The sequence below is a fragment of the Streptomyces sp. NPDC091279 genome, from assembly GCF_044757465.1.
Taxonomy (GTDB): domain Bacteria; phylum Actinomycetota; class Actinomycetes; order Streptomycetales; family Streptomycetaceae; genus Streptomyces.
Map to the genome: position 1 here is coordinate 47912 of NZ_JBIVVA010000003.1, position 25634 is coordinate 73545.

24 protein-coding genes are annotated in these 25634 nt (G+C 72.1%); 11 read left to right on the forward strand and 13 right to left on the reverse strand.

Annotated elements, in window-relative coordinates; genetic code table 11:
• Window positions 1-3: 3 nt before the first annotated feature.
• Window positions 4-213 carry a hypothetical protein gene (locus ACIQOU_RS07530; protein WP_401534814.1) on the reverse strand — a complete coding sequence of 70 codons (210 nt, stop codon included), beginning with the start codon at window positions 211-213 and terminating at the stop codon, window positions 4-6.
• A 187-nt stretch (window positions 214-400) separates the two neighbouring features.
• Here ACIQOU_RS07530 and ACIQOU_RS07535 point away from each other — a divergent pair, with 187 nt between their 5' ends.
• Complete coding sequence (locus tag ACIQOU_RS07535; RefSeq protein WP_401534816.1) at window positions 401-1507, forward strand: DUF5937 family protein; 1107 nt, start codon at window positions 401-403, stop codon at window positions 1505-1507.
• A gap of 178 nt (window positions 1508-1685) precedes the next feature.
• On the opposite strand, the gene ACIQOU_RS07540 is transcribed toward ACIQOU_RS07535, so the two are convergent.
• The 3 genes from ACIQOU_RS07540 to ACIQOU_RS07550 all read right to left on the reverse strand — a co-directional run bounded on the left by ACIQOU_RS07540 (window position 1686) and on the right by ACIQOU_RS07550 (window position 4340).
• Window positions 1686-2318: an AAA family ATPase gene (locus ACIQOU_RS07540; protein ID WP_401534818.1), complete on the reverse strand. Its 633-nt coding sequence runs from the start codon at window positions 2316-2318 to the stop codon at window positions 1686-1688.
• 63 nt (window positions 2319-2381) lie between these two features.
• Window positions 2382-3053: a response regulator gene (locus ACIQOU_RS07545; protein ID WP_401534820.1), complete on the reverse strand. Its 672-nt coding sequence runs from the start codon at window positions 3051-3053 to the stop codon at window positions 2382-2384.
• Between the two features lie 84 nt (window positions 3054-3137).
• Window positions 3138-4340, reverse strand: a complete 1203-nt coding sequence (locus ACIQOU_RS07550) for a sensor histidine kinase (protein WP_401534822.1) — start codon at window positions 4338-4340, stop codon at window positions 3138-3140.
• Between the two features lie 130 nt (window positions 4341-4470).
• Between ACIQOU_RS07550 and ACIQOU_RS07555 the strand changes: the two genes are divergently transcribed.
• Window positions 4471-5607 (forward strand): SAM-dependent methyltransferase, encoded by a 1137-nt coding sequence (locus ACIQOU_RS07555; protein ID WP_401534824.1) that lies wholly within the window; start codon window positions 4471-4473, stop codon window positions 5605-5607.
• A 174-nt stretch (window positions 5608-5781) separates the two neighbouring features.
• Here ACIQOU_RS07555 and ACIQOU_RS07560 read toward each other — a convergent pair whose 3' ends face one another.
• Window positions 5782-6933: an NADH-quinone oxidoreductase subunit D gene (locus tag ACIQOU_RS07560; protein WP_401534826.1), complete on the reverse strand. Its 1152-nt coding sequence runs from the start codon at window positions 6931-6933 to the stop codon at window positions 5782-5784.
• A 31-nt stretch (window positions 6934-6964) separates the two neighbouring features.
• Here ACIQOU_RS07560 and ACIQOU_RS07565 point away from each other — a divergent pair, with 31 nt between their 5' ends.
• Both ACIQOU_RS07565 and ACIQOU_RS07570 read left to right on the forward strand, forming a co-directional pair.
• Window positions 6965-7477: a PH domain-containing protein gene (locus ACIQOU_RS07565; protein ID WP_401534828.1), complete on the forward strand. Its 513-nt coding sequence runs from the start codon at window positions 6965-6967 to the stop codon at window positions 7475-7477.
• On the forward strand, window positions 7474-8811 hold the full coding sequence (locus ACIQOU_RS07570; RefSeq protein WP_401534830.1) for a PH domain-containing protein: 1338 nt from the start codon (window positions 7474-7476) through the stop codon (window positions 8809-8811). Before ACIQOU_RS07565 ends, ACIQOU_RS07570 begins: the two co-directional genes overlap by 4 nt.
• 81 nt (window positions 8812-8892) lie before the next feature.
• Here the strand turns inward: ACIQOU_RS07570 and ACIQOU_RS07575 are convergent, their stop codons facing one another.
• Both ACIQOU_RS07575 and ACIQOU_RS07580 read right to left on the reverse strand, forming a co-directional pair.
• Window positions 8893-10218 (reverse strand): hypothetical protein, encoded by a 1326-nt coding sequence (locus tag ACIQOU_RS07575; protein WP_401534832.1) that lies wholly within the window; start codon window positions 10216-10218, stop codon window positions 8893-8895.
• Between the two features lie 331 nt (window positions 10219-10549).
• The gene (locus ACIQOU_RS07580) at window positions 10550-11668 is read right to left on the reverse strand and encodes an alpha/beta hydrolase (RefSeq protein ID WP_401534835.1); all 1119 of its coding nucleotides are present in this window, start codon (window positions 11666-11668) and stop codon (window positions 10550-10552) included.
• 223 nt (window positions 11669-11891) lie between these two features.
• Between ACIQOU_RS07580 and ACIQOU_RS07585 the strand changes: the two genes are divergently transcribed.
• The 6 genes from ACIQOU_RS07585 (at window position 11892) to ACIQOU_RS07610 (ending at window position 17034) form a co-directional block, all read left to right on the forward strand.
• The gene (locus tag ACIQOU_RS07585; protein WP_401535785.1) at window positions 11892-13703 is read left to right on the forward strand and encodes a phosphatidylglycerol lysyltransferase domain-containing protein; all 1812 of its coding nucleotides are present in this window, start codon (window positions 11892-11894) and stop codon (window positions 13701-13703) included.
• 114 nt (window positions 13704-13817) lie between these two features.
• Window positions 13818-14732: a dihydropteroate synthase gene (folP, locus tag ACIQOU_RS07590; RefSeq protein ID WP_401534837.1), complete on the forward strand. Its 915-nt coding sequence runs from the start codon at window positions 13818-13820 to the stop codon at window positions 14730-14732.
• A complete protein-coding gene (locus tag ACIQOU_RS07595) occupies window positions 14729-15232 on the forward strand; it encodes a nuclear transport factor 2 family protein (protein ID WP_401534839.1) in 504 nt (167 codons plus the stop codon). Before folP ends, ACIQOU_RS07595 begins: the two co-directional genes overlap by 4 nt.
• 290 nt (window positions 15233-15522) lie before the next feature.
• A complete protein-coding gene (gene folB / locus ACIQOU_RS07600) occupies window positions 15523-15882 on the forward strand; it encodes a dihydroneopterin aldolase (protein ID WP_401534841.1) in 360 nt (119 codons plus the stop codon).
• Window positions 15879-16490 (forward strand): 2-amino-4-hydroxy-6-hydroxymethyldihydropteridine diphosphokinase, encoded by a 612-nt coding sequence (gene folK / locus ACIQOU_RS07605; protein WP_401534844.1) that lies wholly within the window; start codon window positions 15879-15881, stop codon window positions 16488-16490. Before folB ends, folK begins: the two co-directional genes overlap by 4 nt.
• Before the next feature lie 52 nt (window positions 16491-16542).
• The gene (locus ACIQOU_RS07610) at window positions 16543-17034 is read left to right on the forward strand and encodes a DUF3180 domain-containing protein (RefSeq protein WP_401534847.1); all 492 of its coding nucleotides are present in this window, start codon (window positions 16543-16545) and stop codon (window positions 17032-17034) included.
• A 314-nt stretch (window positions 17035-17348) separates the two neighbouring features.
• On the opposite strand, the gene folE is transcribed toward ACIQOU_RS07610, so the two are convergent.
• The 6 genes from folE to dacB form a co-directional block, all read right to left on the reverse strand.
• The gene (gene folE / locus ACIQOU_RS07615; protein ID WP_401534850.1) at window positions 17349-17954 is read right to left on the reverse strand and encodes a GTP cyclohydrolase I FolE; all 606 of its coding nucleotides are present in this window, start codon (window positions 17952-17954) and stop codon (window positions 17349-17351) included.
• A gap of 136 nt (window positions 17955-18090) precedes the next feature.
• Window positions 18091-20130 carry an ATP-dependent zinc metalloprotease FtsH gene (ftsH, locus tag ACIQOU_RS07620; RefSeq protein ID WP_401534852.1) on the reverse strand — a complete coding sequence of 680 codons (2040 nt, stop codon included), beginning with the start codon at window positions 20128-20130 and terminating at the stop codon, window positions 18091-18093.
• Window positions 20131-20324: 194 nt separating this feature from the next.
• Entirely contained in the window at window positions 20325-20885 is a 561-nt protein-coding gene (gene hpt, locus ACIQOU_RS07625) for a hypoxanthine phosphoribosyltransferase (protein WP_401534854.1), read from the reverse strand.
• Window positions 20886-20949: 64 nt separating this feature from the next.
• Entirely contained in the window at window positions 20950-21972 is a 1023-nt protein-coding gene (gene tilS / locus ACIQOU_RS07630; RefSeq protein ID WP_401534856.1) for a tRNA lysidine(34) synthetase TilS, read from the reverse strand.
• Between the two features lie 195 nt (window positions 21973-22167).
• Window positions 22168-23292, reverse strand: a complete 1125-nt coding sequence (locus tag ACIQOU_RS07635; RefSeq protein ID WP_401534858.1) for a zinc-dependent metalloprotease — start codon at window positions 23290-23292, stop codon at window positions 22168-22170.
• 58 nt (window positions 23293-23350) lie between these two features.
• Window positions 23351-24919, reverse strand: a complete 1569-nt coding sequence (gene dacB / locus ACIQOU_RS07640) for a D-alanyl-D-alanine carboxypeptidase/D-alanyl-D-alanine-endopeptidase (protein WP_401535787.1) — start codon at window positions 24917-24919, stop codon at window positions 23351-23353.
• Between the two features lie 123 nt (window positions 24920-25042).
• Here dacB and ACIQOU_RS07645 point away from each other — a divergent pair, with 123 nt between their 5' ends.
• The gene (locus ACIQOU_RS07645; RefSeq protein WP_059193998.1) at window positions 25043-25534 is read left to right on the forward strand and encodes an inorganic diphosphatase; all 492 of its coding nucleotides are present in this window, start codon (window positions 25043-25045) and stop codon (window positions 25532-25534) included.
• The last annotated feature ends 100 nt before the right edge of the window (window positions 25535-25634 follow it).

Below are 25634 nucleotides of genomic sequence, written 5' to 3' on the forward strand. Positions count from 1 at the left end.
GGGTCAGCAGGTGGTGCGCGGGCGCAGCAGTCGGCGCAGGGCACGCCGTACGCGCCCGTCTGCCGGTGGTCCGGCGAGGGCCGCAGTGAGGTGCCGGTGGTCGCGCCAGTCGCGCACGACCTGCCACTCCCCGCTGCCCGGCGCGGGCGGGTCGGGCATCCCGAGCTGCCGGGCGCGGTAGGTGTCGAGGAGGTACTGCTGTGTGAGGCTCATGACAATCCGCCCTCTCGGGACGTGTCCCAGCGATGGGGAAGGGAGATGGGAACGGGGACGGGGAGGCGTTGTCCGCTGCTGCCCCGGTGGCTCCACCCTGCGCCTTCGTCGGCCGTGCGGTCGCGTCGATTGACGTCCGCAGTCAATCGGGGACGCCGTTGTCAGTGGTGCGGTGCACCATGAGGTCATGAGCGTGCACATCGACATCGCGGGGCTACGGACGGAGAAGATCGCCTTCGTGCCCTCTCCGCTGGCCGAGCTCTGCATGGCGCTGCACGCGCTGTCCGAGCCCGGCCACCACCCCGGCCTCCAGGCCTGGGCGACGGGCGTGACGGCCCGCCTCGACCCGCACCTGGCCGACCGGATGTGCGAGGCCGACTTCCTGTGGCGGACGACGTTGTCGGACCTGTTCCTGCCGTTCGCGGGCGTTCCGGGGCGCAGCGCGTTGCCCGGCGGGACCATCGCCGAGGATCTGAGCCTGCTGGACAAGCTGACCGACGAGCAGTTCGTGGACGCGGCGCTGGAGTTCACGTGCGTGTCGTCGTACGGCTCGCCCGGGCCGGTGCTGCTCGACGACTCGGAGCAGCGGCGGCGCGCCGTGGAGCTGGCGGCCTCGCGCGGGCCGCAGCAGGTCCGGTTCACCGAACGGCTGCTGTCCGACCCGCCGCGGATACGGGCGTGGTTCAGGCAGTTCGTGGAGGACTGCGAGGAGGCGTTCTTCTCCCAGACCTGGGCCCGCCTCGGCCACCAACTGGCCGCGGACGCCCGTCACAAGACCGACCTGCTGCGCCGCAAGGGCCTCGCGGGAGCGCTCGCCGCGGTCTCCCCTGCGGCGGGCGTGGACGAGTCGGGCACCCGCATCACCGTCGACAAGCTCGGCGAGGGCCGCACCCGCACCGGTGACGGCGGCCTGCTGCTCATCCCGACCAGCATGGGCTGGCCGCACCTCAGCGTCCTGCACCGGCACGGCTGGCAGCCGGTGCTGCACTACCCGGTCAACTCCCCCGAGTTGGCCTCCCCGCCCTCGGTCGAGCAGCTCGCGCTGCGGATGGCCGCGCTGTCCCACCCGGTGCGGATGCGGCTCTGCCGTCACCTCGCCCGCAGCGCGTACACCACCGGCGAGCTGGCCCAGATCCACGGCATGTCCGCGCCCGAGATATCCCGGCACCTGGGGGTGCTGAAGAAGGCGGGCCTGCTCACCACCCGCCGCCGTGGCCGCTACGTCCTGCACCAACTGGACGTGACGGTGGCGGCCCGCCTGGGCAGCGACTTCCTGGAGGGCATCCTCCGCTGACCCACCCGGAGGAGACCCACCGAGCCCCGCCGCCCCGGCCGGAGGTGCCCCAGCCGAGCCCCACTCCGGCAGGTCCCCCGCGCCCGCGACCAACGGCACCACCGCGACCCCCATGGATACGACCAGGAACTCACCTGACCAGGAGGTCACTTGAACGGAACGCGTCCGGAACAGGACGTCAGTCGAACCGTACGTGCCGGATGCCGATCCGGACCTGGCGAAGCCGCGTACGCAGCGCGCCCTCGTTGTTGGGCCGCAGCGTCAGCCCGGCCAGCACCGCGATCCGGTCGGCCGTCTTCGGCACGGTCGAACGGTCCGTCCACAGATGCTCGGCGAACTCCTCCTCGCGCAACCGCTCCAGACAGTGGTCGAGCTGCTGCACCGCCCAACTCTCGTTCCGCAACGGGGCGTTCTTCCTGCTCAGGCCCCGAAGCAGGTCCCCGAGGCTGCGCTCACGCAACCGTCGCAGCACCGTCTCCCGTTCGGCGAGGAGCGTGAAGTGCCGTACATCGTGCCCGAGTTCACGCAACCGGCCGACGGTCTCGGCGAAGCAGCCGGAGTCGGTGACCGTCATCGGCACGATCACCACGCCCTCCCGCCGGGTGAGGGCGAGATCGAGCACCTCGACGACGCCCTCCCGCCAGGACGCCAACTCCCGGAAGTCGCCGCGCAGTTCGGGAGGCAGCATCCGACGCAGGCCAAAACCGGGATGCTCGGGGTCACAGACGACGCTGCCCCGCAGCCGCCGTTGGATCTCGTACGCGGTCTGTGTCTTGCCGCCGCCGAACGGCCCGTTGATCCACAAAAGCATGCGCAGACCCTAGTGGGAACGGGTTACACGCAGGTCACGCCCCCAACGGCCCGCCCCGGCGCCTCAGCCGTGGCCGCCCGCGCGGACCAGGCCCGTCTCGTAGGCCAGGACGACCACCTGGACCCGGTCGCGCAGGCCCAGCTTGGTGAGGATGCGGCCCACGTGCGTCTTCACCGTCGCCTCGGACAGCACGAGACGGGCCGCGATCTCGCCGTTGGACAGGCCCTGGGCGACCAGCACCATCACCTCGCGCTCCCGGCCGGTGAGCCGTTCCAGCTCCTTGCCCTGGGGTTCCTGGTTCGCGCTGGGCAGCATCGGCGCGAACCGGTCGAGCAACCGGCGCGTGGTCGAGGGCGCGACCACGGCGTCGCCGCTGTGCACGGAGCGGATCGCGGTGAGGAGTTCGCCGGGCGGCACGTCCTTCAGCATGAAACCGGAGGCGCCCGCCTTCAGCCCGGAGAACGCGTACTCGTCCAGGTCGAACGTGGTCAGGATCAGCACCTTCGGCGGCTCCGGCTCCGAGCAGATCCGCCGGGTGGTCTCCACGCCGTCGAGCTTCGGCATCCGGACGTCCATCAGGACCACGTCGACGTCGGTCGCCCGCAGCACCTGGAGGGCCTCGACGCCGTCCCCGGCCTCGGCGACCACCTCCATGTCCGGCTGTGCGGCGAGCACCATCCGGAATCCGGTACGGAGCAACGCCTGATCGTCGACGAGCATGACGCGGATCGTCATCGCAGCCTCTTCCGTTCTCTTCCGTGGGCGTCGGCGCTGGTCGCCGGGGTCGTGACAGGTGTCAACGCGGGGCACACGTCGATGTCAGGGTGCGGGTTTGAGCGGCAGCAGGGCGCTGATCCGGAATCCCCCGCCCGGGCGCGGTCCCGCGTCCAGCGTGCCGCCGACCATACCGACCCGCTCGCGCATGCCGATCAGGCCGTGCCCCTGGCCGTCCGGGCCGCCCTCCTCGTACAGCTCCTGCGGGGCGCCCTTGCCGTCGTCCTCGACGAGCAGCCCGAGGCCGTCGTCGAAGTAGACGAGCCGGACGCTCGCACCGGCGTTCGGGCCGCCGTGTTTGCGGGTGTTGGTCAGCGCCTCCTGGACGATCCGGTACGCCGTCAACTCGACGCCGCTGGGCAACGGGCGCGGGGTGCCCTCGACCTTGAAGTCGACGGGCAGCCCGGCGATCCGGCACTGCTCGACCAGGTCGTCTATCTGTTCGACATCGGGCTGGGGGACGTACTCGCCGACCTCCTTGTGCTCGCCGGTGCGCAGCACCCCCAGCAGGCGGCGCATCTCCGCGAGCGCCTGCCGACCGGTGGACGAGATCGTCTCCAGGGCCTTCTTGGCCTGGTCGGGAGCGGCGTCGAGGACATAGGCGGCGCCGTCGGCCTGCACGACCATGACGGACACGTTGTGCGCGACGACGTCGTGCAGTTCACGGGCGATACGGGCGCGTTCGGCGGCCACCGCGACCTTGGCCTGCGCCTCGCGCTCCTTCTCCAGCCGGGCCGCGCGCTCCTCCAACTGGGCGAAGTACGCGCGCCGGGTGCGCATCGAGTCACCGAGCACCCAGGCGAGCGCGAACGGCACCGTCATGAACACGGTGAGCGCGAGGTTGCCGACGAAGCTGGTCTCGCCGTTCGGCCAGCGCAGTTGCGCCAGCGGCGCCGCGCCGAGCCCCAGGACGAGCGCCGTGCGGGAGGGCCAGCGGGCGCCCTGGACGGCGACCGTGTAGACGATCACCAGCATCGCGAAGTCGGCGGGCTGGGTCGCGACGTTCAGCGCGACCTGCGCGAGGCCGACCCCGATCGCGAGCAGCAGCATCTTCTCCGGCATCCGCCGGCGCAGCGCGATGATCAGGCAGAGCAGCAGCGCGATCGGGACGGTGAACGCGAGCGAGTCGGTGCCCCGCGTCTCCTGCCCGGCCGCCGCGCTCACCACCGAGATCCCGAACAGGACGACGGCCCAGAGGGTGTCCACCCCGGTCGGGTGTCGGCGGAGGAAATCGTAGAGGCGCTGCACGTAACCCAGCGTAGGGAAGCGGAATGCCCACCGGGGTCAACCGGAGGGTCGATCCCCGTCCCCCGCGCGTACTCCCCAAGGTGGAGGCTCCGTTCCTCTGTGCCCCTAGTCTTGAACGGTGATTCAGCAGATGTCGTCCCCCACGCGCGCGTGGCAGGGCTGGCGGGAGGCGGCCGAGGGCGCCCTGTACGGGCCCGGCGGCTTCTATCACCGCCCCGAGGGACCCGCCGGGCACTTCCGGACGTCGGTGCACGCCTCGCCGCTGTTCGCCGGCGCGGTGGCCCGGCTGCTGTGCCGGGTCGACGAGGCCCTCGGCCGGCCCCCGGTGCTCGACTTCGTCGACATGGCGGCGGGCCGCGGTGAACTGACCGTCGGCGTGCTGGCCGCCCTCCCCGCCGAGGTCGCCGCCCGCACCCGGGCCCACGCCGTCGAACGCGCCGCCCGCCCCGAGGGCCTCGACCCCCGCGTCCGGTGGCTCCCCGCACCGCCGCCCGGCATCACGGGGCTGCTGTTCGCCAACGAGTGGCTGGACAACGTCCCTGTCGACATCGCCGAGACCGACGCGAGCGGCGTCGTCCGGCACGTCCTGGTGCGGCGGGACGGCGTCGAGCGGCTCGGGGAGCCCGTCACCGGCGCCGACGCCGCGTGGCTCGCCCGGTGGTGGCCGCTGGCGGCCGGGGAAGGGCTGCGGGCGGAGATCGGGGCGCCCCGGGACGCGGCCTGGGCGGCGGCGGTCGGGACGGTGGAGCGCGGTCTCGCCGTCGCCGTCGACTACGCGCACGCCCGCGACACGCGCCCCCCGTTCGGCACCCTCACCGGTTTCCGGAACGGCCGCGAGACGTCCCCGGTCCCGGACGGCACCTGCGACCTGACGACCCACGTCGCCCTGGACGCGTGCGCGGCGGCGGGCGTGATCCGGAGTGGGCGGGCGACCGGGGCCCGGGCGCCCGGGGCGGACCGGCCCCAGGGGCCTGCGGCGGACCCGTCGGATTCCGCGCCCCCGCACACGACAGACCTCGCGCCCGCACGCCTCGCGCCTGCCGGCGCCCCCCGCCTCCTCCCCCAGCGCACAGCTCTCCGCGCCTTCGGTATCGACGGCGCGCGCCCCTCGCTCGCGCTCGCCTCCACGCACCCCGCGTCCTATCTGCGCGCCCTCGCGAGCGCCGGTGAGGCCGCCGAACTCACCGCTGCCGGAGGCCTCGGCGACTTCGGCTGGCTACTGCAACCGATCGGCATCCCGGACCCCCCGATCGACGCCCCCGCGTGAGGAGCGCCGAGCGGGGAGGGCGTGCCTTCACGACGCCCTCTTCCTGAAGGGCTTCAGGAGGCCGCCGTATGACGCCTCCTCAAGACTTCGCAAGAAGGGCGCATAGAAGGGGCCGCCCCCGGTAGGCGCCCTGTTGACGCCGCCCGGCTCCTCCTTGTCGACGTTCGCGCCGCTCTACTTGTCGATGTCTCCGACCACGAAGAACAGGGACCCCAGGATCGCCACCATGTCCGCGACCAGCGTCCCCGGCAGCAGTTCCGCGAGGGCCTGGATGTTGTTGTAGGACGCCGAGCGCAGCTTGAGCCGGTACGGGGTCTTCTCGCCCTTGCTGACGAGGTAGTAGCCGTTGATGCCGAGGGGGTTCTCGGTCCACGCGTACGTGTGGCCCTCGGGCGCCTTGAGGACCTTGGGGAGCCGCTGGTTGATCGGCCCCGGCGCGAGGTCGGCGAGCCGGTCGAGGCAGGCGTCAGCGAGGTCGAGGGCGACGTGGGTCTGTTCGAGGAGCACCTCGAAACGGGCCAGGCAGTCGCCCTCCCGCCGCCCCACGACCCGCAGGGTGTCGCGCAGTTCCCCGTAGGCGAGGTACGGCTCGTCGCGCCGCAGGTCGAAGTCGACGCCCGAGGCGCGCGCGATGGGCCCGCTCACGCCGTACGCGTGCACGGCCTCCGGCGCGAGGACGCCCACGCCCCGCGTGCGCCCCCTGAAGATCTCGTTGCCGAGCACCAGATCGTCGTAGACGTCCATGCGGGAGCGGACGGCGGAGACGGCCGCACGCGCGCGTGTGGACCAGCCGGCCGGCAGATCCTCCTTGAGGCCGCCGACCCGGTTGAACATGTAGTGCATGCGGCCGCCGGAGACCTCCTCCATGACGTTCTGGAGGACCTCGCGTTCCCTGAAGGCGTGGAAGACCGGGGTGATCCCGCCGAGTTCCAGCGGGTAGGAGCCGAGGAACATCAGGTGGTTGAGGACCCGGTTCAGCTCGGCGAGCAGCGTGCGCGTCCACACCGCGCGCTCGGGGACCTCCATGCCGAGCATGCGCTCCACGGCGAGGACCACGCCCAGCTCGTTCGAGAACGCCGACAGCCAGTCGTGGCGGTTGGCGAGCATGATGATCTGCCGGTAGTCGCGGGCCTCGAAGAGCTTCTCCGCGCCCCGGTGCATATAGCCGATCACCGGCTCCGCGCGCGTGATGCGCTCACCGTCAAGGACCAGCCGCAACCGCAGCACGCCGTGGGTGGAGGGGTGCTGGGGGCCGATGTTGAGCACCATGTCGGTGCTCTCCGCCGCGCCGCCGACGCCGACCACGGTCTCCGTCGTAGGAGTCATGGACACAGTCTGTCCTACGTACGCTGGCCCCATGGATACGGGGAGCGCGCGGGACACGGGCGGGGCGCGGGGCACGGAGGCCGAGCCCGGCTGGACGGGGCTGCCGCCGGGGCTGTTGCGGATGCGGCGGCTGTTGCTGGTGGTGTGGCTGGGCCTCGCAGCCGTCGCGACCGGGCTGCTGCTGGGGCTGCTGGTGGCGCCGGTGTGGGCCGCGTTCGCGCTGCTGCCGCCGGCGTTCGCCGTCTGGGGCTGGGGGCTGATCGGCCGCAACTGGCGGTCCTGGCGGTATGCCGAGCGCGCCGACGACCTGCTGCTCAGCCGGGGTGTGCTGTGGCGTCAGGAGACCGTCGTGCCGTACGGGCGGATGCAGCTGGTCGAGGTGACGTCCGGGCCGGTGGAACGGTACTTCGGGCTGGCCAGCGTGCAGTTGCACACGGCCGCCGCCGCGACCGACGCGACCATCCCGGGCCTCGACCCGGCCGAGGCCGAGCGGCTGCGCGACCGGCTCACCGAGCTGGGCCAGGCTCGATCGGCGGGGCTGTGACGACGCCGGGCGCCGAGGACACCGTCGGGGCCGCGGGGCCCGTCGCCGAGCAGCGGCTGCACCCCGTGACGCCGCTCAGGCGGGCGTGGGCGCCGGTGGCCGTGCTGATCGGGTGGGCCGTGCACGACCCGGACCAGGCGCAACGGCAGCTGACCCGGCTGACGACCACGACCCTGCTGATCGCGCTCGCCGTGCTGATACCGGCGGCCGCCCTGTACGGCTTCCTCAGCTGGTGGTTCACGCACTACGCGGTGACCGAGTCCGAGTTGCGCATCCGGACCGGACTGCTGTTCCGGCGCACCGCGCACATCCGGCTCGAACGCGTCCAGGCCATCGACGTCACGCAGCCGCTCCTCGCGCGCGTGGCGGGCGTCGCCAAGCTGAAGCTCGACGTCATAGGCGCCGACAAGAAGGACGAGCTGGCCTTCCTGGGGGCGGGCGAGGCGCGTGCGCTGCGCGCGGAACTCCTGGCGCGCGCCGCCGGTTTCGCACCCGGCACGGCGCACGAGGTAGGCGAGGCTCCGGCGCGCGAGCTGCTGCGCACGCCCCCGCGCGACCTCGTGATCTCCCTGCTGCTGACGGGCGCCACCTGGTGCTCCCTGGCCGCCGCGCTGGTCGTGCCGCCGCTGCTGTGGATGGCCACCCACAACCTGTGGACGGTCCTCGCGACCGCGCTGCCGCTGCTGGGCACGGCGGGCGCGAGCAGCGCGGGCCGGTTCGTCACCGAGTACGACTGGACGGTCGGCGAGTCCCCCGACGGGCTGCGCATCGACCACGGGCTGCTGGACCGCGCCCACGAGACGGTGCCGCCGGGCCGGGTGCAGACCGTGCGGATCGTGGAGCCGCTGCTGTGGCGGTGGCGCGGCTGGGTGCGGGTGGAGCTGGACGTGGCCGGTTCGTCGAACTCGGTGCTGGTGCCGGTCGCCCCGCGCGCGGTCGCCGAGGCCCTCGTCGCGCGCGTGCTGCCCGGCGTGACCGTGCCGTCGCCGGCCGAGCTGACCCGCCCGCCGGGCCGGGCCCGCTGGTGCGTGCCGCTGTGGTGGCGGGGCCGTCGGGTCGCGGTGACCGACGCCGTGTTCGTGACCCGGCGCGGGCTGCTGCGGCGGCGCCTCTCGCTCGTCCCGCACGCGAAGGTCCAGAGCATCCGGCTCTCCCAGGGGCCCTGGAGGCGCCTGTGGCGGCTCGCGGACATCCACGTGCACACGGGGGCCAACAAGACCGTCACGGCCGGTCTGAGGGACGCTCAGGAGGCCGCACGGCTGCTGAGCGCGCAGGCCGAACGATCCCGCACCGGCCGCCGGGACGCCGTTCCCGACCGCTGGATGGCCCCGTAGCCCCGCTGCGGCCCCGGAACACACCGAGGGGCGTGCGCGGCCGTAGCCCCGCACGCCCCTCGGTCGTGAGGTGCGCCCCCGTCAGGACACCGCGCTGCGCAGCCCCGTGAGGTCGATGTGCTCGGTGTCGTCGTGCGCGGTCAGGTCGATCACCTGGCCGACCGCGGGCGCCTGCGCGTCGGCCCGCTTGAACTCGGCCTCCGTCTCGGCCTTGTGCAGCGCGAGCGCCTCCTGCCCGACGACGTCGGCGAGGTCCTCGTTCTGCATCGAGGCCAGGGTCGCGTGCTCGGCCTCGTCCTTGGTGCCGAAGAAGTCGAACCCGCCCTGGACCAGCGGGCGCCTCGCGCCCGTGCCCGGCACGACGGCCACCGCGGTCGGCGCGACGAAGTGCCCGGGCGGTGTCGGGGACGGCTGCGCGCTCCGGTCCGGGCTCACGGCGGTCGCGCGCGCGGGTGCGTCGACCGCCGGGGACTGCCCCTGCGCCTCGTCCTCCTGCGCCGCGTCCGCGTCGCCGGTGGCCACGGGGGTCGCCGCCGCCCCGCTCCCGGGCGCGTCGTCGCTCCGGCGCGGACCGCCGATCCTCGCGGCGGCGCCGGACTCGGGGGCACCCCGGCCGTGCGCACCGCGCCCGGCCCGCACGCCGCCGTCCCCGTCACCGTCGGGACCGTCCCCGTCGGAGACCCGGGCAACGTCGGACGCCCGGGCAACGTCGTCCTCGGCGTCGTCGGCCGGTGCGGAGCCGTCGGCCTCGGGGGCGTCGCCGTCGAGCCGCTTCAGCGCCGCCTCGGCCCGCAGGAACAGCCGGGAGCCCTCGGGCGAGAAGACCCCGGGCGCCTGGGCCGCGTCAGCGTCAGCGTCGGCGTCGGCGTCGGCGTCGGCGTCAGCAGCAGCAGCGGGCTTCGGGGCAGCCACAGCCCCGGCGTCCGTCGGTGCGGCCGGGAGGGCGAGCGGGGCGGCCTCCAGTTCGAGGAGGCGGCGTCCCTCCAGGGCCGTCGCCCGCTCGGTCTCCGCCGTGGCGTACCGGCGCAGCAGAGCCGCGTGTTCGGTGCGCAGGGCCGCCAACTCGGTGCGCTTGGCCCGAAGTCGCTGTTCCAGCTTGCCGCGCAGGGTGCGCGACTCCTCCAGGTCGGACTCCAGCTCGGCGATGCGTTCCTCGCTGCGCCACTCGTCGCTCGCCCGCGCGCGTGTCAGCTCGGCGACCCGCTTGCCCGCGTGCGTGTCCCAGCGGCGCATGACGGCCGCCCCGACTATCGCGGTCGCGGCGGCGATCGCGGCGAACACCCGGAGCACGGCGGGTGCCGTGAACACCCACGGACCGAAGGCGCAGGCAAGAGAGATGCCCGCTATGGCCGACGGCGGCAGCAACCGGTGGAGGGGCGGGGAATGACGATGACGTCCACGTGGCATGGCCAGAAACTTACCGCGCGTAGGCGAACGCTGGCGCCCCGCCCCACAAAAAGGCGGCCCTGTCGAAACGTTCACGGGGGATCAGGAATTACGGCCCACCGAATTCACCAAGATCATTTTCCCGGAAGGTGCCGCGAAGTTCCCGGCGAAGTTCCCCGCGCAGTTCCCCGGGGAGAAGGCGGGAAGGGGGCGTGAAGAGTCCCGGAGAGGGCCGGTCAGCGCCTTCTCCTGAACCGCCCCGGACCCGGCGCCGAACGCACCCCGGCGCCGCCCTCAAGGCCCTGTCCGCACCGCCCCTGACGTCCCGTCGACACGATCGACGCCCGCCCGTTCAGCGGTCGCTGAGGCGGCCGCTGAGCCACTGGAGAGCGGGCGGAATCTCGCGTCGCCAGGTGTTGAAGTTGTGACCGCCGCTATCCAGGATGATCGACGAGATCCGGGTGACGCCGGTGGCCTCCACACGCCCTATGAACTTCATCGTGGCCGCGTAGTTGGATTCCCCGACCCGGCTGCTGCTGACGAGCAGGGAAGTGTTCGGCGCCGGTTCGTGCTTGAGGTACCACATCAGGTCGGCGCGGTTGCGGAGCGCCTTGTCGCCGTGGAAGAGATCGCCCGTGGTGGGGTCGATCGGCGCCTTGTAGTACGGCGAGAGGCCGACCCCGGCCGCGTACACCTTGGGGTGGTGCATCGCGAGCTTCAGCGCGCAGTAGCCGCCCGTGGAGTCGCCGATGATGCCCCAGCTGCCCGGCTCGCGGCCCACCCGGTAGTGCGCGAGCACCGCGTCGGGCAGGTCCTTGGCGAAGAACGTCTCGGTCCGCGGGCCCCTGGGGATGTCCACGCACTCGGTGTCCCGCGGCGGCGCCACCGTCGGCCGCAGCATCACCAGGATCATCGGCTGCATCCGGCCGTCCTTGGCGAGCGCCTGCGCGGTGCGCGGATAGTGCAGCTTCTTGAAGAGGGCCTCGGCGGTGCCCGGGTAGCCGGTCAGCACGACGGCCGCCGGGAACGTCCGGGTGCGGAAGCGCGCCTGGAAGTACTCCGGCGGCAGATACACGTACGCGGGGGTCGCGATGCGGGTCGTGCGGCCGACCACGTCGACCTTCTGGATCTCACCGCCGATCTGCGGCCTGGCGTCACCCACGCGCGCGGTGTCGACGATCTGGAGCGGGCCGCCGGAGCCGCCCTGCGCCGTGTGGTTGATGACGACGCCCTGGTCCTTCTCCCGGCCGAAGAGGTCCGCCCAGCTGGCGTAGAAGCCGAACGCCTGGTTGGCGGCGAGACCGAGCGACATGAACAGGGCCAGCTGGGTGGCGAGCAGCAGGACGACCCGTCCGCCGACGACCCGCCAGTTCCGCCGGGCGAGTCGCGGCCACAGCCATACCGTGCCGCCGAACAGCAGTACGGCGAACAAGATCGCCAGCACCAGCACCTTGTTGCTCGTGAGACCCATGGACAGCTTCCTGCCTGTACTTTCTCCGTAGCCCCCCACCGCTTCGCGAGGGCTTGTCCGGGACTTTCCCGGACCTTTGAACCGGCTTTGAGGAGATGAGTGAACCTCATACTCCGAGACACCGTCCTAGAGGGCGCAATGTCGCCGGATGCCCGAATCGGGCCCGGGTCCAAGATCTCTCGCGGAACTACGGGATGCGATGTCTGTCAAGACAGATGAGGAAATGTCGGGCGGGGTTCCCCCTCGAACACGCGCTGCGCGGTTCGTCCCGCGGGGACCGCGCCCCGAGGCGGTTCCCGTCCTCGTGGCCCGGGCCGGCGCCCTCGTGGGCCTCCTGGACGTCGCCGCGGGCGTCTTCCCACGGTTCCGGCACAGCCGGATGCACACGATCGCCGAGGTGCTGCCGGGCGCGCTCGGGCCGTTCGCGGCCGCGCTCTCGCTCAGCTCCGGCGTGCTGCTGCTCCTGCTCGCGCACGGGCTCAGGCGGCGCAAGCGGCGGGCCTGGCGGGCCGCGGTGGTGCTGCTGCCGGCCGGCGCGGTGGCGCAGTTCATGTACCGCCACTCCGTCATCGGCGCGCTCATCTCCCTCGCGCTGCTCGCCCCGCTGCTGATCCACCGCGACCAGTTCGCGGCGCTGCCCGATCCGCGCAGCCGCTGGCGCGCGCTGGCCAACTTCGTCCTCATGGGCGCCGGTTCCCTCGTCCTCGGACTGGTCATCGTCAGCGTCCACCCGCACCGCATGGTCGGCGACCCGAGCCTGGCCGATCGCCTGACCCACGTCCTGTTCGGCCTGTTCGGCTTCGAGGGGCCGGTCGCCTACCAGGGCACCACCTCCTGGACCGTCGCCTTCTCGCTTGGCGCCCTCGGCCTGCTCACCGCGATCACGACGATCTACCTCGCGTTCCGCCCCGAGCACCCGGCCGCCCGGCTCACCGCGCAGGACGAGACGCAGTTGCGCGCCCTCCTCGACAAGCACGGCGGCCGCGACTCCCTGGGCCACTTCGCGCTCCGGCGTGACAAGGCCGTCGTCTTCTCGCCCAGCGGCAAGGCGGCCGTCACCTACCGGGTGGTGTCCGGCGTGATGCTCGCCAGCGGCGACCCCATCGGCGACGTCGAGGCCTGGCCCGGCGCCATCGAGCGCTTCATGGACGAGGCGACCTCGCACTCCTGGACCCCCGCCGTGATGGGCTGCTCGGAGACCGGCGGCGAGGTGTGGACCCGCGAGACCGGGCTCGACGCCCTCGAACTGGGCGACGAGGCGGTGGTGGACGTCGCGGATTTCTCCCTCGCCGGCCGTGCGATGCGCAACGTGCGCCAGATGGTCAAGCGCATCGAGCGCGCCGGTTACGAGACCCGGGTCCGACGCGTCCGTGACCTCGGCGAGGCCGAGCTTGAGCGCATCCGGGAGGCCTCCGACGCCTGGCGCGGCACCGACACCGAGCGCGGCTTCTCGATGGCCCTGGGCCGGGTCGGCGACCCCGCCGACGGCGACTGCCTGATCGCCACCGCGCACCAGGCCGGCGACGGAACGGGCCCCTACGGCGACCTCAAGGCGGTGCTGCACTTCGTGCCCTGGGGCCGCGACGGCGTCTCCCTCGACCTGATGCGCCGGGACCGCTCAGCCGACCCCGGCATGAACGAACTGCTCATCGTCGCCGCCCTCCAGGCAGCGCCGAAACTCGGCATCACGCGCGTGTCCCTCAACTTCGCGATGTTCCGCTCCGCCCTCGCGCGTGGCGAGAAGATCGGCGCGGGACCGGTGCTGCGCGCCTGGCGCGGGCTCCTGGTGTTCCTGTCCCGCTGGTTCCAGATCGAGTCGCTGTACAAGTTCAACGCCAAGTTCCAGCCGCGCTGGGAGCCCCGGTTCGTGGTCTACCGGGCCTCGGCCGACCTGCCCCGCATCGGCTTCGCCGCGATGCAGGCCGAGGGCTTCGTCGACGTCGCCCTGCCGCTGCCCCGCTTCCTGCGCCGCCGCCGGACCACGCCCCGCCCCTGCGCGCACGTCCCCCAGGAGCACGACGTACGCGCCGCCTGACCCCCTCGCGCCCCGGCCGACGGCCCGAACGGAACCCCTGTCCCGCCCAGAAGCAGGGGGTGCCCGCTCGGGCCGTCGGGCTCTGCGGCCTGCCCCGGGGCCTAGGCTGAACGTATGAGCAAGCAGAACGGACGCGGGCGGGTCGCCGGTCTTCCGGAATGGGACCGCTGCGCGGTCATGGGCGTCGTGAACGTGACGCCGGACTCGTTCTCCGACGGCGGACGCTTCTTCGACGCCACGTCCGCCGTCAAGCACGGCCTCTCGCTGGCCGCGGAGGGCGCCGACCTGGTCGACGTCGGCGGCGAGTCGACCCGCCCGGGCGCCGCCCGCGTGGACGAGGCGGAGGAGCTGCGGCGTGTCGTCCCGGTCGTGCGGGGCCTCACCTCCGAGGGCGTCCTCGTCTCCGTCGACACGATGCGCGCCTCGGTCGCCGAGCAGTCCCTCGCGGCCGGCGCCGTCCTCGTCAACGACGTCAGCGGCGGCCTCTCCGACCCCGCGATGATCCCGCTCGTCGCGGCGGCGGGGGCACCCTTCGTCGTCATGCACTGGCGCGGCTTCCTCCAGGGCGACACCGTCAACGGCGTGTACGACGACGTCGTCGCCGAGGTCATCGACGAACTGCACGCACGCGTGGAGGCCGTTCTGGCCGGCGGGGTCGCCCCCGACCGGATCGCCGTCGACCCGGGCCTCGGCTTCTCCAAGAACGCCGAGCACGACCTCGTCCTCCTCGCCCACCTCGACCGGCTGCACGCCCTCGGCCACCCGCTGCTGGTCGCCGCCTCCCGCAAGCGCTTCCTCGGCCGCGTCCTGGCCGACCCGAAGGGCGCGCCGCCCCCCGCGCGGGAGCGCGACGCCGCCACCGCCGCCGTCTCCGCCCTCGCCGCGTACGCGGGCGCGTGGGCGGTGCGCGTGCACGAGGTGCGCGCGACGGCCGACGCGGTACGGGTCGCGCACGCCGTGGAGACGGCGCGCGCCACCGGCCACACGCCGGGCACGTCCTCCCACACGCCCTCCGGGGCGGGCCGGTGAGCGCCCCGCACACCGACGTCGAGCAGGTGGAGGCCGCCAACACCGCCTTCTACGAGGCGATGGAGCGCGGTGACTTCGAGACGGTGTCCGCGCTCTGGCTCACCCCGGCCGAGCTGGGCGTCGACGAGGAGTACCACGACCCGGCCGACACCGGCGTGATCTCCTGCGTGCACCCGGGCTGGCCTGTGCTCACCGGGCGCGGCGAGGTTCTCAGGTCGTACGCCCTGATCATGGCGAACACGGACTACATCCAGTTCTTCCTGACCGACGTGCATGTCTCCGTCACCGGCGACACCGCCCTGGTGACCTGCACCGAGAACATCCTCAGCGGCGGCCCGGCCCCCGAGGGCGGCGCCGAACTGGGACCGCTGGTGGGCCAGCTGGTCGTCGCCACCAACGTGTTCCGCCGCACCGGCGACGGCTGGAAACTCTGGTCCCACCACGCCTCCCCGGTCCTCACCGAGACCGACGACGACGAGGACGACACCACATCGCCGTGAGCGGGCAGACGGGAAGGAGACGGCCGGACGGCCGTCTCCCGACGCCCGTCGGGACGGAAGAGCGGGGCAGAGTGGTTGGACACACGAACCCGTGGGTAGGGGCGGCTACCAACCCGTGAGCCGCCGGGTTCCGCAGGGGAAACACACGGTGAAACCTCCTGGACCCGGCGCGGCCCGCGCCCCCGAGGCCCGGCGCTGTCAGTGCCCGCGGGTAGATTCGTCCGTGTCCGGTGTGCCGCCCGCACCCGGCACCGACCGGCCGAGACCGACGACTGGCAGGAGTGATTCGCGTGGATCGTGTCGCGCTGCGCGGCCTCAAGGCCCGTGGACACCACGGCGTGTTCCCCAAGGAACGCGAGGAGGGCCAGACCTTCATCGTGGACCTCGTCCTCGGCCTGGACACCCGGCCGGCCGCCGCCGACGACGACCTCACGAAGACCGCCCACTACGGCGTCGTCGCCGAGGAGGTCGTGGCCGTCGTCCAGGGCGAGCCCGTGAACCTCATCGAGACGCTCGCCGAGCGCATCGCCCAGGCCTGCCTCAAGCACGAAGGGGTCGAGGAGGTCGAGGTCTGCGTCCACAAGCCGGACGCGCCGATCACCGTCCCGTTCGACGACGTGACCGTCACCATCACCCGGAGCCGAGTATGACCGCGTTCTTCACCGCGGGTCAGAGCGACCCGACCGTTCAGCCGGTGCCTGCCTCCGTCGTTCAGCAGGTGGACGCGGCGGACACCACCCTGCACAACCCCCAGCGCGCCGTCGTCGCCCTCGGCGCCAACCTGGGCAACCGCCTGGAGACCCTCCAGGGCGCCATCGACGCCCTGGAGGACACGCCCGGCGTCCGCGTCAAGGCCGTCTCCCCGGTGTACGAGACGGAGCCGTGGGGCGTCGAGCCCGGCAGCCAGCCCACGTACTTCAACGCGGTCGTGCTGCTGAAGACGACCCTGCCGCCGTCCTCGCTCCTGGAGCGCGCCCACGCCGTCGAGGAGGCCTTCTACCGCGTCCGGGACGAGCGCTGGGGCGCCCGCACCCTCGACGTCGACATCGTCGCGTACGCCGACGTCGTGGACGACGATCCGCACCTGACCCTCCCGCACCCGCGCGCGCACGAACGCGCCTTCGTGCTGGCCCCCTGGTACGACGTCGACCCGGAGGCGCGGGTGCCCGGCCACGGCCCGGTCGCCGACCTCCTCCACACCGTCACCCGCGAGGGCGTCGAACCCCGCAAGGATCTGGAACTTCACCTGCCCGAGTAGTCGTTAAGGTCAGGACGACACTGTCCGGGACCGGGGGAGCTGAAGGAACACCGTGAGAGAGCTGCGTATCAGGGTGCTGGTCGGCGTGTTCGTCGTCGCCGGCATCCTGTCCTGGGCGGGCGCCCGTCTCTGGAACTCGGTGGGGAGCCTCCCCAGCGTCCCGCTGGCCGCGCCCGTCGTCCTGGCCCTGATCGCCGTGATCCTGCTCGCCACGGCGCTGTCGATCCGCGCCCGCCTCAAGGCCCAGCGCGAACGGCGGCCCGAGGCCAAGGGTGTCGACCCGCTGATGGCGGCCCGCGCGGTCGTTTTCGGCCAGGCCAGCGCCCTGGTCGCCGCCCTCGTCTCGGGCATGTACGGCGGCACGGGTGTCTTCCTGCTGGAGATCCTCGACATCCCGGCCCGCCGCGACCAGGCCATCTACGCCGGCTTCTCGGTGGCAGCGGGCATCGCCGTCATAGCGGCCGCCCTCTACCTCCAAAAAACCTGCCGCCTCCCCGAGGACAACGACCCCAACCCCCCCAACGGAGCCCCCGCCTCCGCCTGACAGCCGCCCCCGAGCTTCCAACCCACGGCCGGGCAGCGCCGCTGAGGGGCGCCGGGCCGCTATCAACGTACGGCCAGGTCACGCCGCTAAGGGGCGCGGGGCTGTATCAATATGCGGCTCCGCCGCGCGGCCGCGACCAGCAGGCCGAACATTCCAGCCCACGGCCAGGCAGCGCCCCCGTAAGGGGCGCGGGGCTGTATCAATATGCGGCTCCGCCGCGCGGGCGCGACCAGCCACGACGCCGCCGCACCCGCCCACCGGGCACCGCACCCCACCCACAGGGCGCCGCCCCCGCCCACCGGGCACCCTCAAAACTACCGAGCCATGATCAAGCTCATCGCCTCGTTGCGAGTCGCGGGGTCCCGCAACTGCCCCCGCACCGCGGAGGTGATCGTCTTCGCCCCCGGCTTCCGCACCCCCCGCATGGACATGCACATGTGCTCGCACTCGACGACAACGATCACCCCACGCGGCTCCAGTATCGACATCAACGAGTCCGCCACCTGCGTGGTGAGTCGTTCCTGCACCTGCGGCCGCCGCGCATAGACATCCACGAGCCGAGCCAGCTTCGACAACCCGGTGATCTTCCCGTCGGCCGACGGGATGTACCCGACATGGGCCACGCCCACGAACGGCACCAGGTGATGCTCACAGCTGCTGAGCACCTCGATGTCCTTCACCAGCACCATCTCGTCGTGCCCGAGATCGAACGTGGTCGTCAGCACATCCTCCGGCCGCTGCCACAGCCCCGCGAAGATCTCCCGGTACGCCCGCGCCACCCGCGCCGGTGTCTCCCGCAACCCCTCGCGGTCGGGGTCCTCACCCACGGCTATCAACAGCTCGCGAACGGCATTCTCGGCGCGCTTCTCGTCGAAGTCGCCGCTCGATGCCTCGCCGCCGAGCGACACGGGGTCGATCATCTGGGTGCCTCGTTCCTGTGCGGTGCGTGGGAAATCACGCCTCTGATCTGCGGGCCTACGGAAACGCCGCGCCCCCCAGGCTAAAACCTGGGGGGCGCGGCATGCACTCCGGGCCCATCGGGGCCCCCGGAAGCGGTCAGCTCTCGGGGTTCTCCTCCGGGGTCGTCTCGGTCGCCGGTGCGGAGTCCGCAGCCGGTGCCTTGGCGGTGGAGACGGCCGGCGTCGAGCCGTTGGCGCCGTTCGTCAGTGCGAGCTCCTTGGGGGAGAGCACCGGCGGACGGGTGGACGGCGTACGCCGGGACGAACCCGTCCAGGCGGGCCGGGGCGGGCGCTTGACGATGGTGGTGAAGACCTCGGCGATCTCCTCCTTGCCCAGCGTCTCCCGCTCCAGCAGTTGCAGGACGAGGTTGTCGAGGACGTCGCGGTTCTCGACCAGGATCTCCCAGGCCTCGTTGTGCGCGTTCTCGATGAGCTTCTTGACTTCCTCGTCCACCAGAGCGGCGACCTCTTCCGAGTAGTCGCGCTGGTGAGCCATCTCACGGCCGAGGAAGGGCTCGGTGTTGTCGCCGCCGAACTTGATCGCACCGAGTCGCTCGGTCATGCCGTACTGGGTGACCATCGCGCGGGCCGTGGTGGTGGCCTTCTCGATGTCGTTGGCGGCGCCCGTGGTCGGGTCGTGGAAGACCAGTTCCTCGGCCGCGCGCCCGCCCAGCATGTAGGCGAGCTGGTCGAGCATCTCGTTGCGGGTGGTCGAGTACTTGTCCTCGTCCGGCAGGACCATGGTGTAGCCGAGGGCCCGGCCGCGCGACAGGATGGTGATCTTGTGCACCGGGTCGGAGTTCGGTGAGGCCGCCGCGACCAGGGCGTGTCCGCCCTCGTGGTACGCGGTGATCTTCTTCTCCTTGTCCGACATGATCCGGGTCCGCTTCTGCGGGCCCGCGACCACCCGGTCGATCGCCTCGTCCAGCATGGAGTTGTCGATCAGCTTCTTGTCGCTGCGGGCGGTCAGCAGCGCCGCTTCGTTGAGCACATTGCTCAGGTCGGCGCCGGTGAAGCCCGGGGTGCGCCGGGCGACGGCCGCGAGGTCGACGTCCGGAGCGACGGGCTTGCCCTTCTGGTGGACCTTGAGGATCTCCAGGCGACCCATCAGGTCCGGCGGGTCGACCGCGATCTGCCGGTCGAAGCGACCGGGGCGCAGCAGCGCCGGGTCGAGGATGTCGGGCCGGTTCGTCGCGGCGATGAGGATCACGCCGCCCTTGACGTCGAAGCCGTCCATCTCCACGAGCAGCTGGTTCAGCGTCTGCTCGCGCTCGTCGTGACCGCCGCCGAGGCCGGCGCCGCGGTGGCGGCCGACCGCGTCGATCTCGTCGACGAAGACGATCGCCGGGGCGTTCGCCTTGGCCTGCTCGAAGAGGTCACGGACCCGGGAGGCACCGACGCCGACGAACATCTCGACGAAGTCGGAACCGGAGATCGAGTAGAAGGGCACCCCGGCCTCGCCGGCGACGGCGCGCGCGAGGAGCGTCTTGCCGGTGCCGGGACGGCCGTACAGGAGTACGCCCTTGGGAATCTTGGCGCCGACGGCCTGGAACTTCGCCGGCTCCTGGAGGAACTCCTTGATCTCGTGGAGCTCCTCGACGGCCTCGTCGCAGCCCGCGACGTCCGAGAACGTCGTCTTCGGGGTGTCCTTGGTGATGAGCTTCGCCTTGGACTTGCCGAAGTTCATGACGCGGGAGCCGCCGCCCTGCATCTGATTCATCAGGAACAGGAACACGACGACGATGAGGACGAAGGGGAGCAGGGAGAGCAGGATGCCGACAAAAGCGTTCTGCTTGGTCGGCGAGACGGTGTAGCCGTCGGGGATCTGCTTGTCCTGGTACTTCGTCTGAAGAGTGCTCGCCAGAGCCACGCCCTGGTCGCCGATGTAGCTCGCCTGGATCTTCGAGCTGCCGTCGACCTTGACGCCGTCCTTGAGCTGGACCTTGATGGTCAGCTCGTCACCGGTCGTCAGTTTGGCCTGCTCGACCTTGTCGTCATTGATCGCCTGGACGACCTTGCCGGTGTCCACCGTCTTGTAGCCGCCGGACGAGCCGACGACCTGCATCAACACGACCACGGCAAGGACGGCCAGCACGATCCACATGACCGGCCCACGGAAGTATCGCTTCACGTCCATCCATACGGAGCGAATTCGCCCCGTCCCTCCTGCCATAGTGAGTTTGATAAGACAGTTCTTCTGACGGTACCCCAGCATTGTGGCCCGAAGACGCACAGGAGAGCTGGCACACCCGTCTGCATGCTCCAACGGCGGGAGGCCCGCCGGGGTTCCCGATCGTCCTACCGGGTTGAGCCCTTCGGGTTGCCCCGGGTTCAGCCGCCGTAGACGTGGGGCGCGAGCGTACCGACGAACGGGAGGTTGCGGTACTTCTCGGCGTAGTCGAGGCCGTAGCCGATGACGAACTCGTTCGGGATGTCGAAGCCGACCCATTCCACGTCGATGGCGACCTTCGCGGCGTCCGGCTTGCGCAGCAGCGTGCACACCTTCAGCGAGGCGGGTTCGCGGGAGCCGAGGTTGGAGATCAGCCAGGACAGGGTCAGCCCGGAGTCGATGATGTCCTCGACGATCAGGACGTGCTTGCCCTTGATGTCGGTGTCGAGGTCCTTGAGAATCCGCACCACACCGGAGGACTGGGTGCCCGCGCCGTAGGAGGACACGGCCATCCAGTCCATGGTGACGGGGGTGGACAGCGCCCGCGCGAGGTCGGCCATGACCATCACCGCGCCCTTGAGGACACCGACGATGAGCAGGTCCTTGCCCGCGTACTCCGCGTCGATCTTCGCGGCCAGCTCGGCGAGCTTGGCGTCGATCTCTTCCTTGGTGATGAGCACCTTTTCAAGATCGGCGCCCATGTCTTTCGCGTCCACCCGCATCACTTTCGGTCGGTCGTCCCACCGGCCTGCCCGGACGTCGGAGGGTCGCTCCTGGTCCCGGGACTCAGCCTTGCCGGATGACCAGTCTGCCACCCTGCCGTTGGGCGACGACCCGGCCGGGGAGGTTGATGGCCTTCTGACCTCGCCATCCGGTGATGAGACGGTCGACTTCCTCGATGTGCCGGGCGAACAGCGACCCGGCGGGGGCACCGGCGTCGATGGCCGCGCGGCGCAGAATCCGGCGGCGTACGGCGGGCGGCAGCGCGTAGAGCTTGGCGCACTCCAGCACGCCGTGGTCGTCGCGGACGGAGCCCTCCACCCGGCGGGCCCAGTCGTCCAGGGCGTCCGCGTCGTCGCGGGAGAGCCGGGCCGTCCTGGCCAGCGCCTCGACGACGCCCTTGCCGAGCGCCTTCTCCAGCGCGGGCAGGCCTTCGTGTCGCAGCCGGGAACGGGTGTAGGCGGGATCGGTGTTGTGCGGGTCGTCCCAGACCGGCAGCGCCTGCACCAGGCAGGCCTTGCGGGCGGTCTGGCGGTCGAGTTGCAGGAAGGGGCGTCGGTAACGGCCGTCGGCCCCCGAGACCGCGGCCATTCCGGACAGGGAGCGGATGCCGGAGCCGCGGGCGAGGCCGAGCAGGACGGTCTCGGCCTGGTCGTCGCGGGTGTGGCCGAGCAGGACGGCGGCGGCGCCGTGCCGGGCGGCGGCGGCGTCGAGGGCGGCGTAGCGTGCGTCGCGGGCGGCGGCTTCCGGGCCGCCCTCGCGGCCGACGGTGACGGCGACGGACTCGACCGGGTCGAGGCCGAGCCGGCGAAGGCGCAGGACGACCTCGTCGGCGCGCAGATCGGAGCCGGGCTGGAGGCCGTGGTCGACGGTGATGCCGCCGGCCCGGACGTCGAGCCGGGGGGCCTCGAACGCGAGAGCGGAGGCGAGGGCCGTGGAGTCGGCGCCGCCGGAGCAGGCGACGAGCACGAGCGGGGACGGCGGGCGCCCGGGCCCGGCGGCCGGGGTGGCCCGGTGGTCGTTGAGGATGTCGTGGAGGACGCGGCGTACCGCCAGGCGTATCGCCGCGACCGCAGGATGGGGACCCATGTCCGGTTCCCTTCATGAAGTTTTTGGGGGGAGGCGTGAACCCGGGAAGGTCACTCAGAGTGTGTAGATGGTGACAGAACCGAGCCGTTACCCGAGCATCGCACGCCTACCCATCGCCCACGGTCCCTCGGACGGGTGATTGCGGGGGCGTTCGCCTGCCGTCGGCCGGATTCCCCTCACGACCCGCCCCCGGGTTCACGACTCGGGCTTGCGGTGCACCCGTGTGACCCAGTCCGCCGGTTTGGCGATCTCCGCCCTCGTCGGGAGGGTGTTGGGCGAGGTCCACACCCGGTTGAAGCCGTCCACGCCGACCTCCTCGACGACGGCCCGCACGAACCGTTCGCCGTCGCGGTACTGGCGGAGTTTGGCGTCCAGGCCGAGCAGTTTGCGCAGCGCGGAGTCGAGCCGGGAGGCGCCCTTCGCGCGGCGCTGCTGGAACTTCTCGCGGATCTCGGCGACCGACGGCACGACGGCCGGGCCGACGCCGTCCATCACGAAGTCGGCGTGGCCCTCCAGGAGGGACATCACGGCGGTGAGGCGGCCGAGGATCTCCCGCTGCGCCGGCGTCTGCACCAGCTCCACGAAGGACCGCCCGCCGTCGTCCTCCTCGGCGTCGGGCCGCGCCCCGGACAGCGACTGCGCCGCCTCCCGCACCCGCTCCAGAACGGTCATGGGGTCGACGTCGGTCTCCCCCAGGAACGACTGGATCTCGCCCTCCAGATGGTCCCGCAGCCACGGCACGGCGCTGAACTGCGTGCGGTGCGTCTCCTCGTGCAGACACACCCACAGCCGGAAGTCGTGCGGCTGTACGTCGAGTTCGCGTTCGACGTGAACGATGTTCGGGGCGACCAGGAGCAGCCGGCCGCCGCCGTTCGCGCCGGCCGGCAGGTCGCGGGTGGGCGGGGCGAACGTCTCGTACTGGCCGAGGACGCGGGAGGAGAGGAAGGACAGCAGCATGCCCAGTTCGACGCCGGTGACCTTGCCGCCGACGGCGCCGAGCACCGCGCCACCGGGGCCGCTGCCGCGCCGTTCCTGCATCTTGTCGAGGAGCGGCCCCAGGATCTCCCGGAACCCGGCGACGTTGGCGCGCACCCAGCCGGGGCGGTCGACGACCAGGACCGGGGTGTCGTGGGTCTCCTCGGTGCCCATCCGGGTGAAGCCGCGCACGTGTTCCTCGGCGGCCTTCGCGTGGCGGCGCAGCTCCGCGACGATCGCGCGCGCCTCGTCGCGGCTCACCTCGGGACCGGGCCGCGCGAGCCGGGTCGCGGTCGCGACCGCGAGATTCCAGTCGACCATCTCTGCACCACCGATGCTCGTCATGCGTCAACGGTACGTGAGCGTTCCCCCTTGGGGCAGGCCGTGGACGCGGCGGACCGGGTCAGCCGCAGCCGCACCCCGCGAGCGCGGTGGCCGTCCGGTCCAGCGCCGACTGGGCCTCGACGGGGTCGGTCGTGCGGGACGTCAGGAAGGCGAACGCCAGCAGCCGTCCGTCCCGGTCGACGACGGTGCCGGCCAGGGCGTTCACCCCGGTCAGGGTGCCCGTCTTGGCGCGTACGACGCCGGCCGCGCCGTCGGTGTAACGGCTGCTCAGGGTGCCGGTGAAGCCCGCGACGGGCAGGCCGGTGAGGACCGCGCGCAGCTCCGGCCGGTCCGCGTCACCGGCCTTGACGAGGAGGGCGGTGAGGAGGTCGGCGGTGAGCCGGTCGGCCCGGTCGAGGCCGCTGCCGTCGTGGAACGCGCTGCCCTTGAGGGGCAGGCCGAGCTTCTTGAGGGTGGCGGCGATCGCCGCGCCGCCGCCGTGGAAGTCGGCGCGCTCGCCCGTGCTGACGGCGACCTGGCGGGCGAGGGTCTCGGCGATGTCGTTGTCGCTGTTGGTCAGCATGCGTTCGACCAGGGCGGACAGGGGCGGCGAGGAGACGGTGGCGAGGGTCTCGGAGCGGCCGGTGGCCTTGGAGGGGCCGGGCGCCGAGGTCTTGACGCCGTGCGCGCGCAGGAGGGACGCGAACGTCCGGGTGGCTTCCTTGGCCGGGTCGGCCACCCGGGTGACGGGGCCGTTGGTGGAGTCGTCGGTGCGGCCCTCGTCGGCGGTGAGGGAGGTGACGGGGGCGAGGTTGTCGTTGATCCCGATGGGGTGAATCTCGGGACCGGCGAAGAGCGTCGTGTCGTAGGACAGGGTGACGTCGCGCAGGCCCTTGTCGGCCAGCTCCTTGGCGGTGGCGGCGGCCAGGGTGCGCAGGCTCGCCCAACCGCCTTCGGACGCGCGCGCGGTGAGCGTCGGGTCGCCGCCGCCGACCAGGACGAGTTCGTTGGTGTCGGCCTCCAGCGCGGCCCGGGTGGTGAAGCGGTGGTCGGCGCCGAGGGCGGAGAGCGCGGCGACGGCGGTGGCGATCTTGGTGGTGGAGGCGGGGGTGAGGGCGTCGTCCGCGCCGCTGCCGTACAGCCGTTCGCCGCTGGTCATGTCGACGACCGCGGCGGCGGGGCGGCGGCCGAGCGCCGGGTTCTTCAGGAGCGGGCCGACGACACCGGCGAGCGAGGTGGGCGACGGCGCCGACTTCCCCGACTTCCCCGACGTCGCCGTGGTGTCGAGGCCTGCGAGGACGGAACCGGCGCTCGGGGCGGGCGCGGGTTCGCCGTGATCTGCGCCACCCATGTCGCCGAGGGCGGCCGCGCGGTCGTGCTCGGCCGTACGCTGACCTGCGGAGTCCCAGGGACCCGCGGCGGTCACCACGACGGCGGTCAGCGCCAGACCGGCGCCGGCGGCGACGGCGGTGTACTGCCAGGTCCTGCCGGGCTTCGCCGTCCTGAACCGTGTGAGCTGCGGTTTTGTGACGGCCACGGCGTGCGCGAGGCGTGGCCGCACGGCCTTCGCGGCGCGTGCGACCGGCGGCCGAACGGCTTCCTTGGCGCGCGCCAGACGCGGTCGTACGGCGTTCGCGGCCCGCACCAGGTGCGGTCTCGCGGCCCGCCACGGCCTCAGCTCAGCCACGACACCAGCCCCTTTCGCGATCACTCAGCGCCATGAGGGACACTTAACCACCAGAACTATGTGCTGATCATGGAGGAGCCACCGGTGGAGTTCGACGTCACGATCGAGATTCCGAAGGGTTCACGGAACAAGTACGAGGTGGACCACGAGACCGGTCGAATCCGCCTGGACCGTCGCCTCTTCACCTCGACCGCCTACCCGACCGACTACGGCTTCGTCGAGAACACCCTCGGCGAGGACGGCGACCCGCTGGACGCGCTCGTCATCCTGGACGAGCCCACGTTCCCGGGCTGCCTCATCAAGTGCCGTGCGATCGGCATGTTCCGGATGACCGACGAGGCGGGCGGCGACGACAAGCTGCTGTGCGTGCCGGCCACCGACCCGCGCGTGGAGCACCTGCGCGACATCCACCACGTCTCCGAGTTCGACCGCCTGGAGATCCAGCACTTCTTCGAGGTCTACAAGGACCTGGAGCCTGGCAAGTCCGTCGAGGGCGCCGACTGGGTCGGCCGTACCGACGCGGAGGCCGAGATCGAGCGGTCCTACAAGCGTTTCAAGGACCAGGGCGGCCACTGAGGCTCCCGTTTCCCGATGGTCCGACGGGCCGTACGCATGCGCGTGCGGCCCGTTCGCGTGTCTGTGCGCATACTGAGGGGTACCGAAGGCGTCGTTCAGG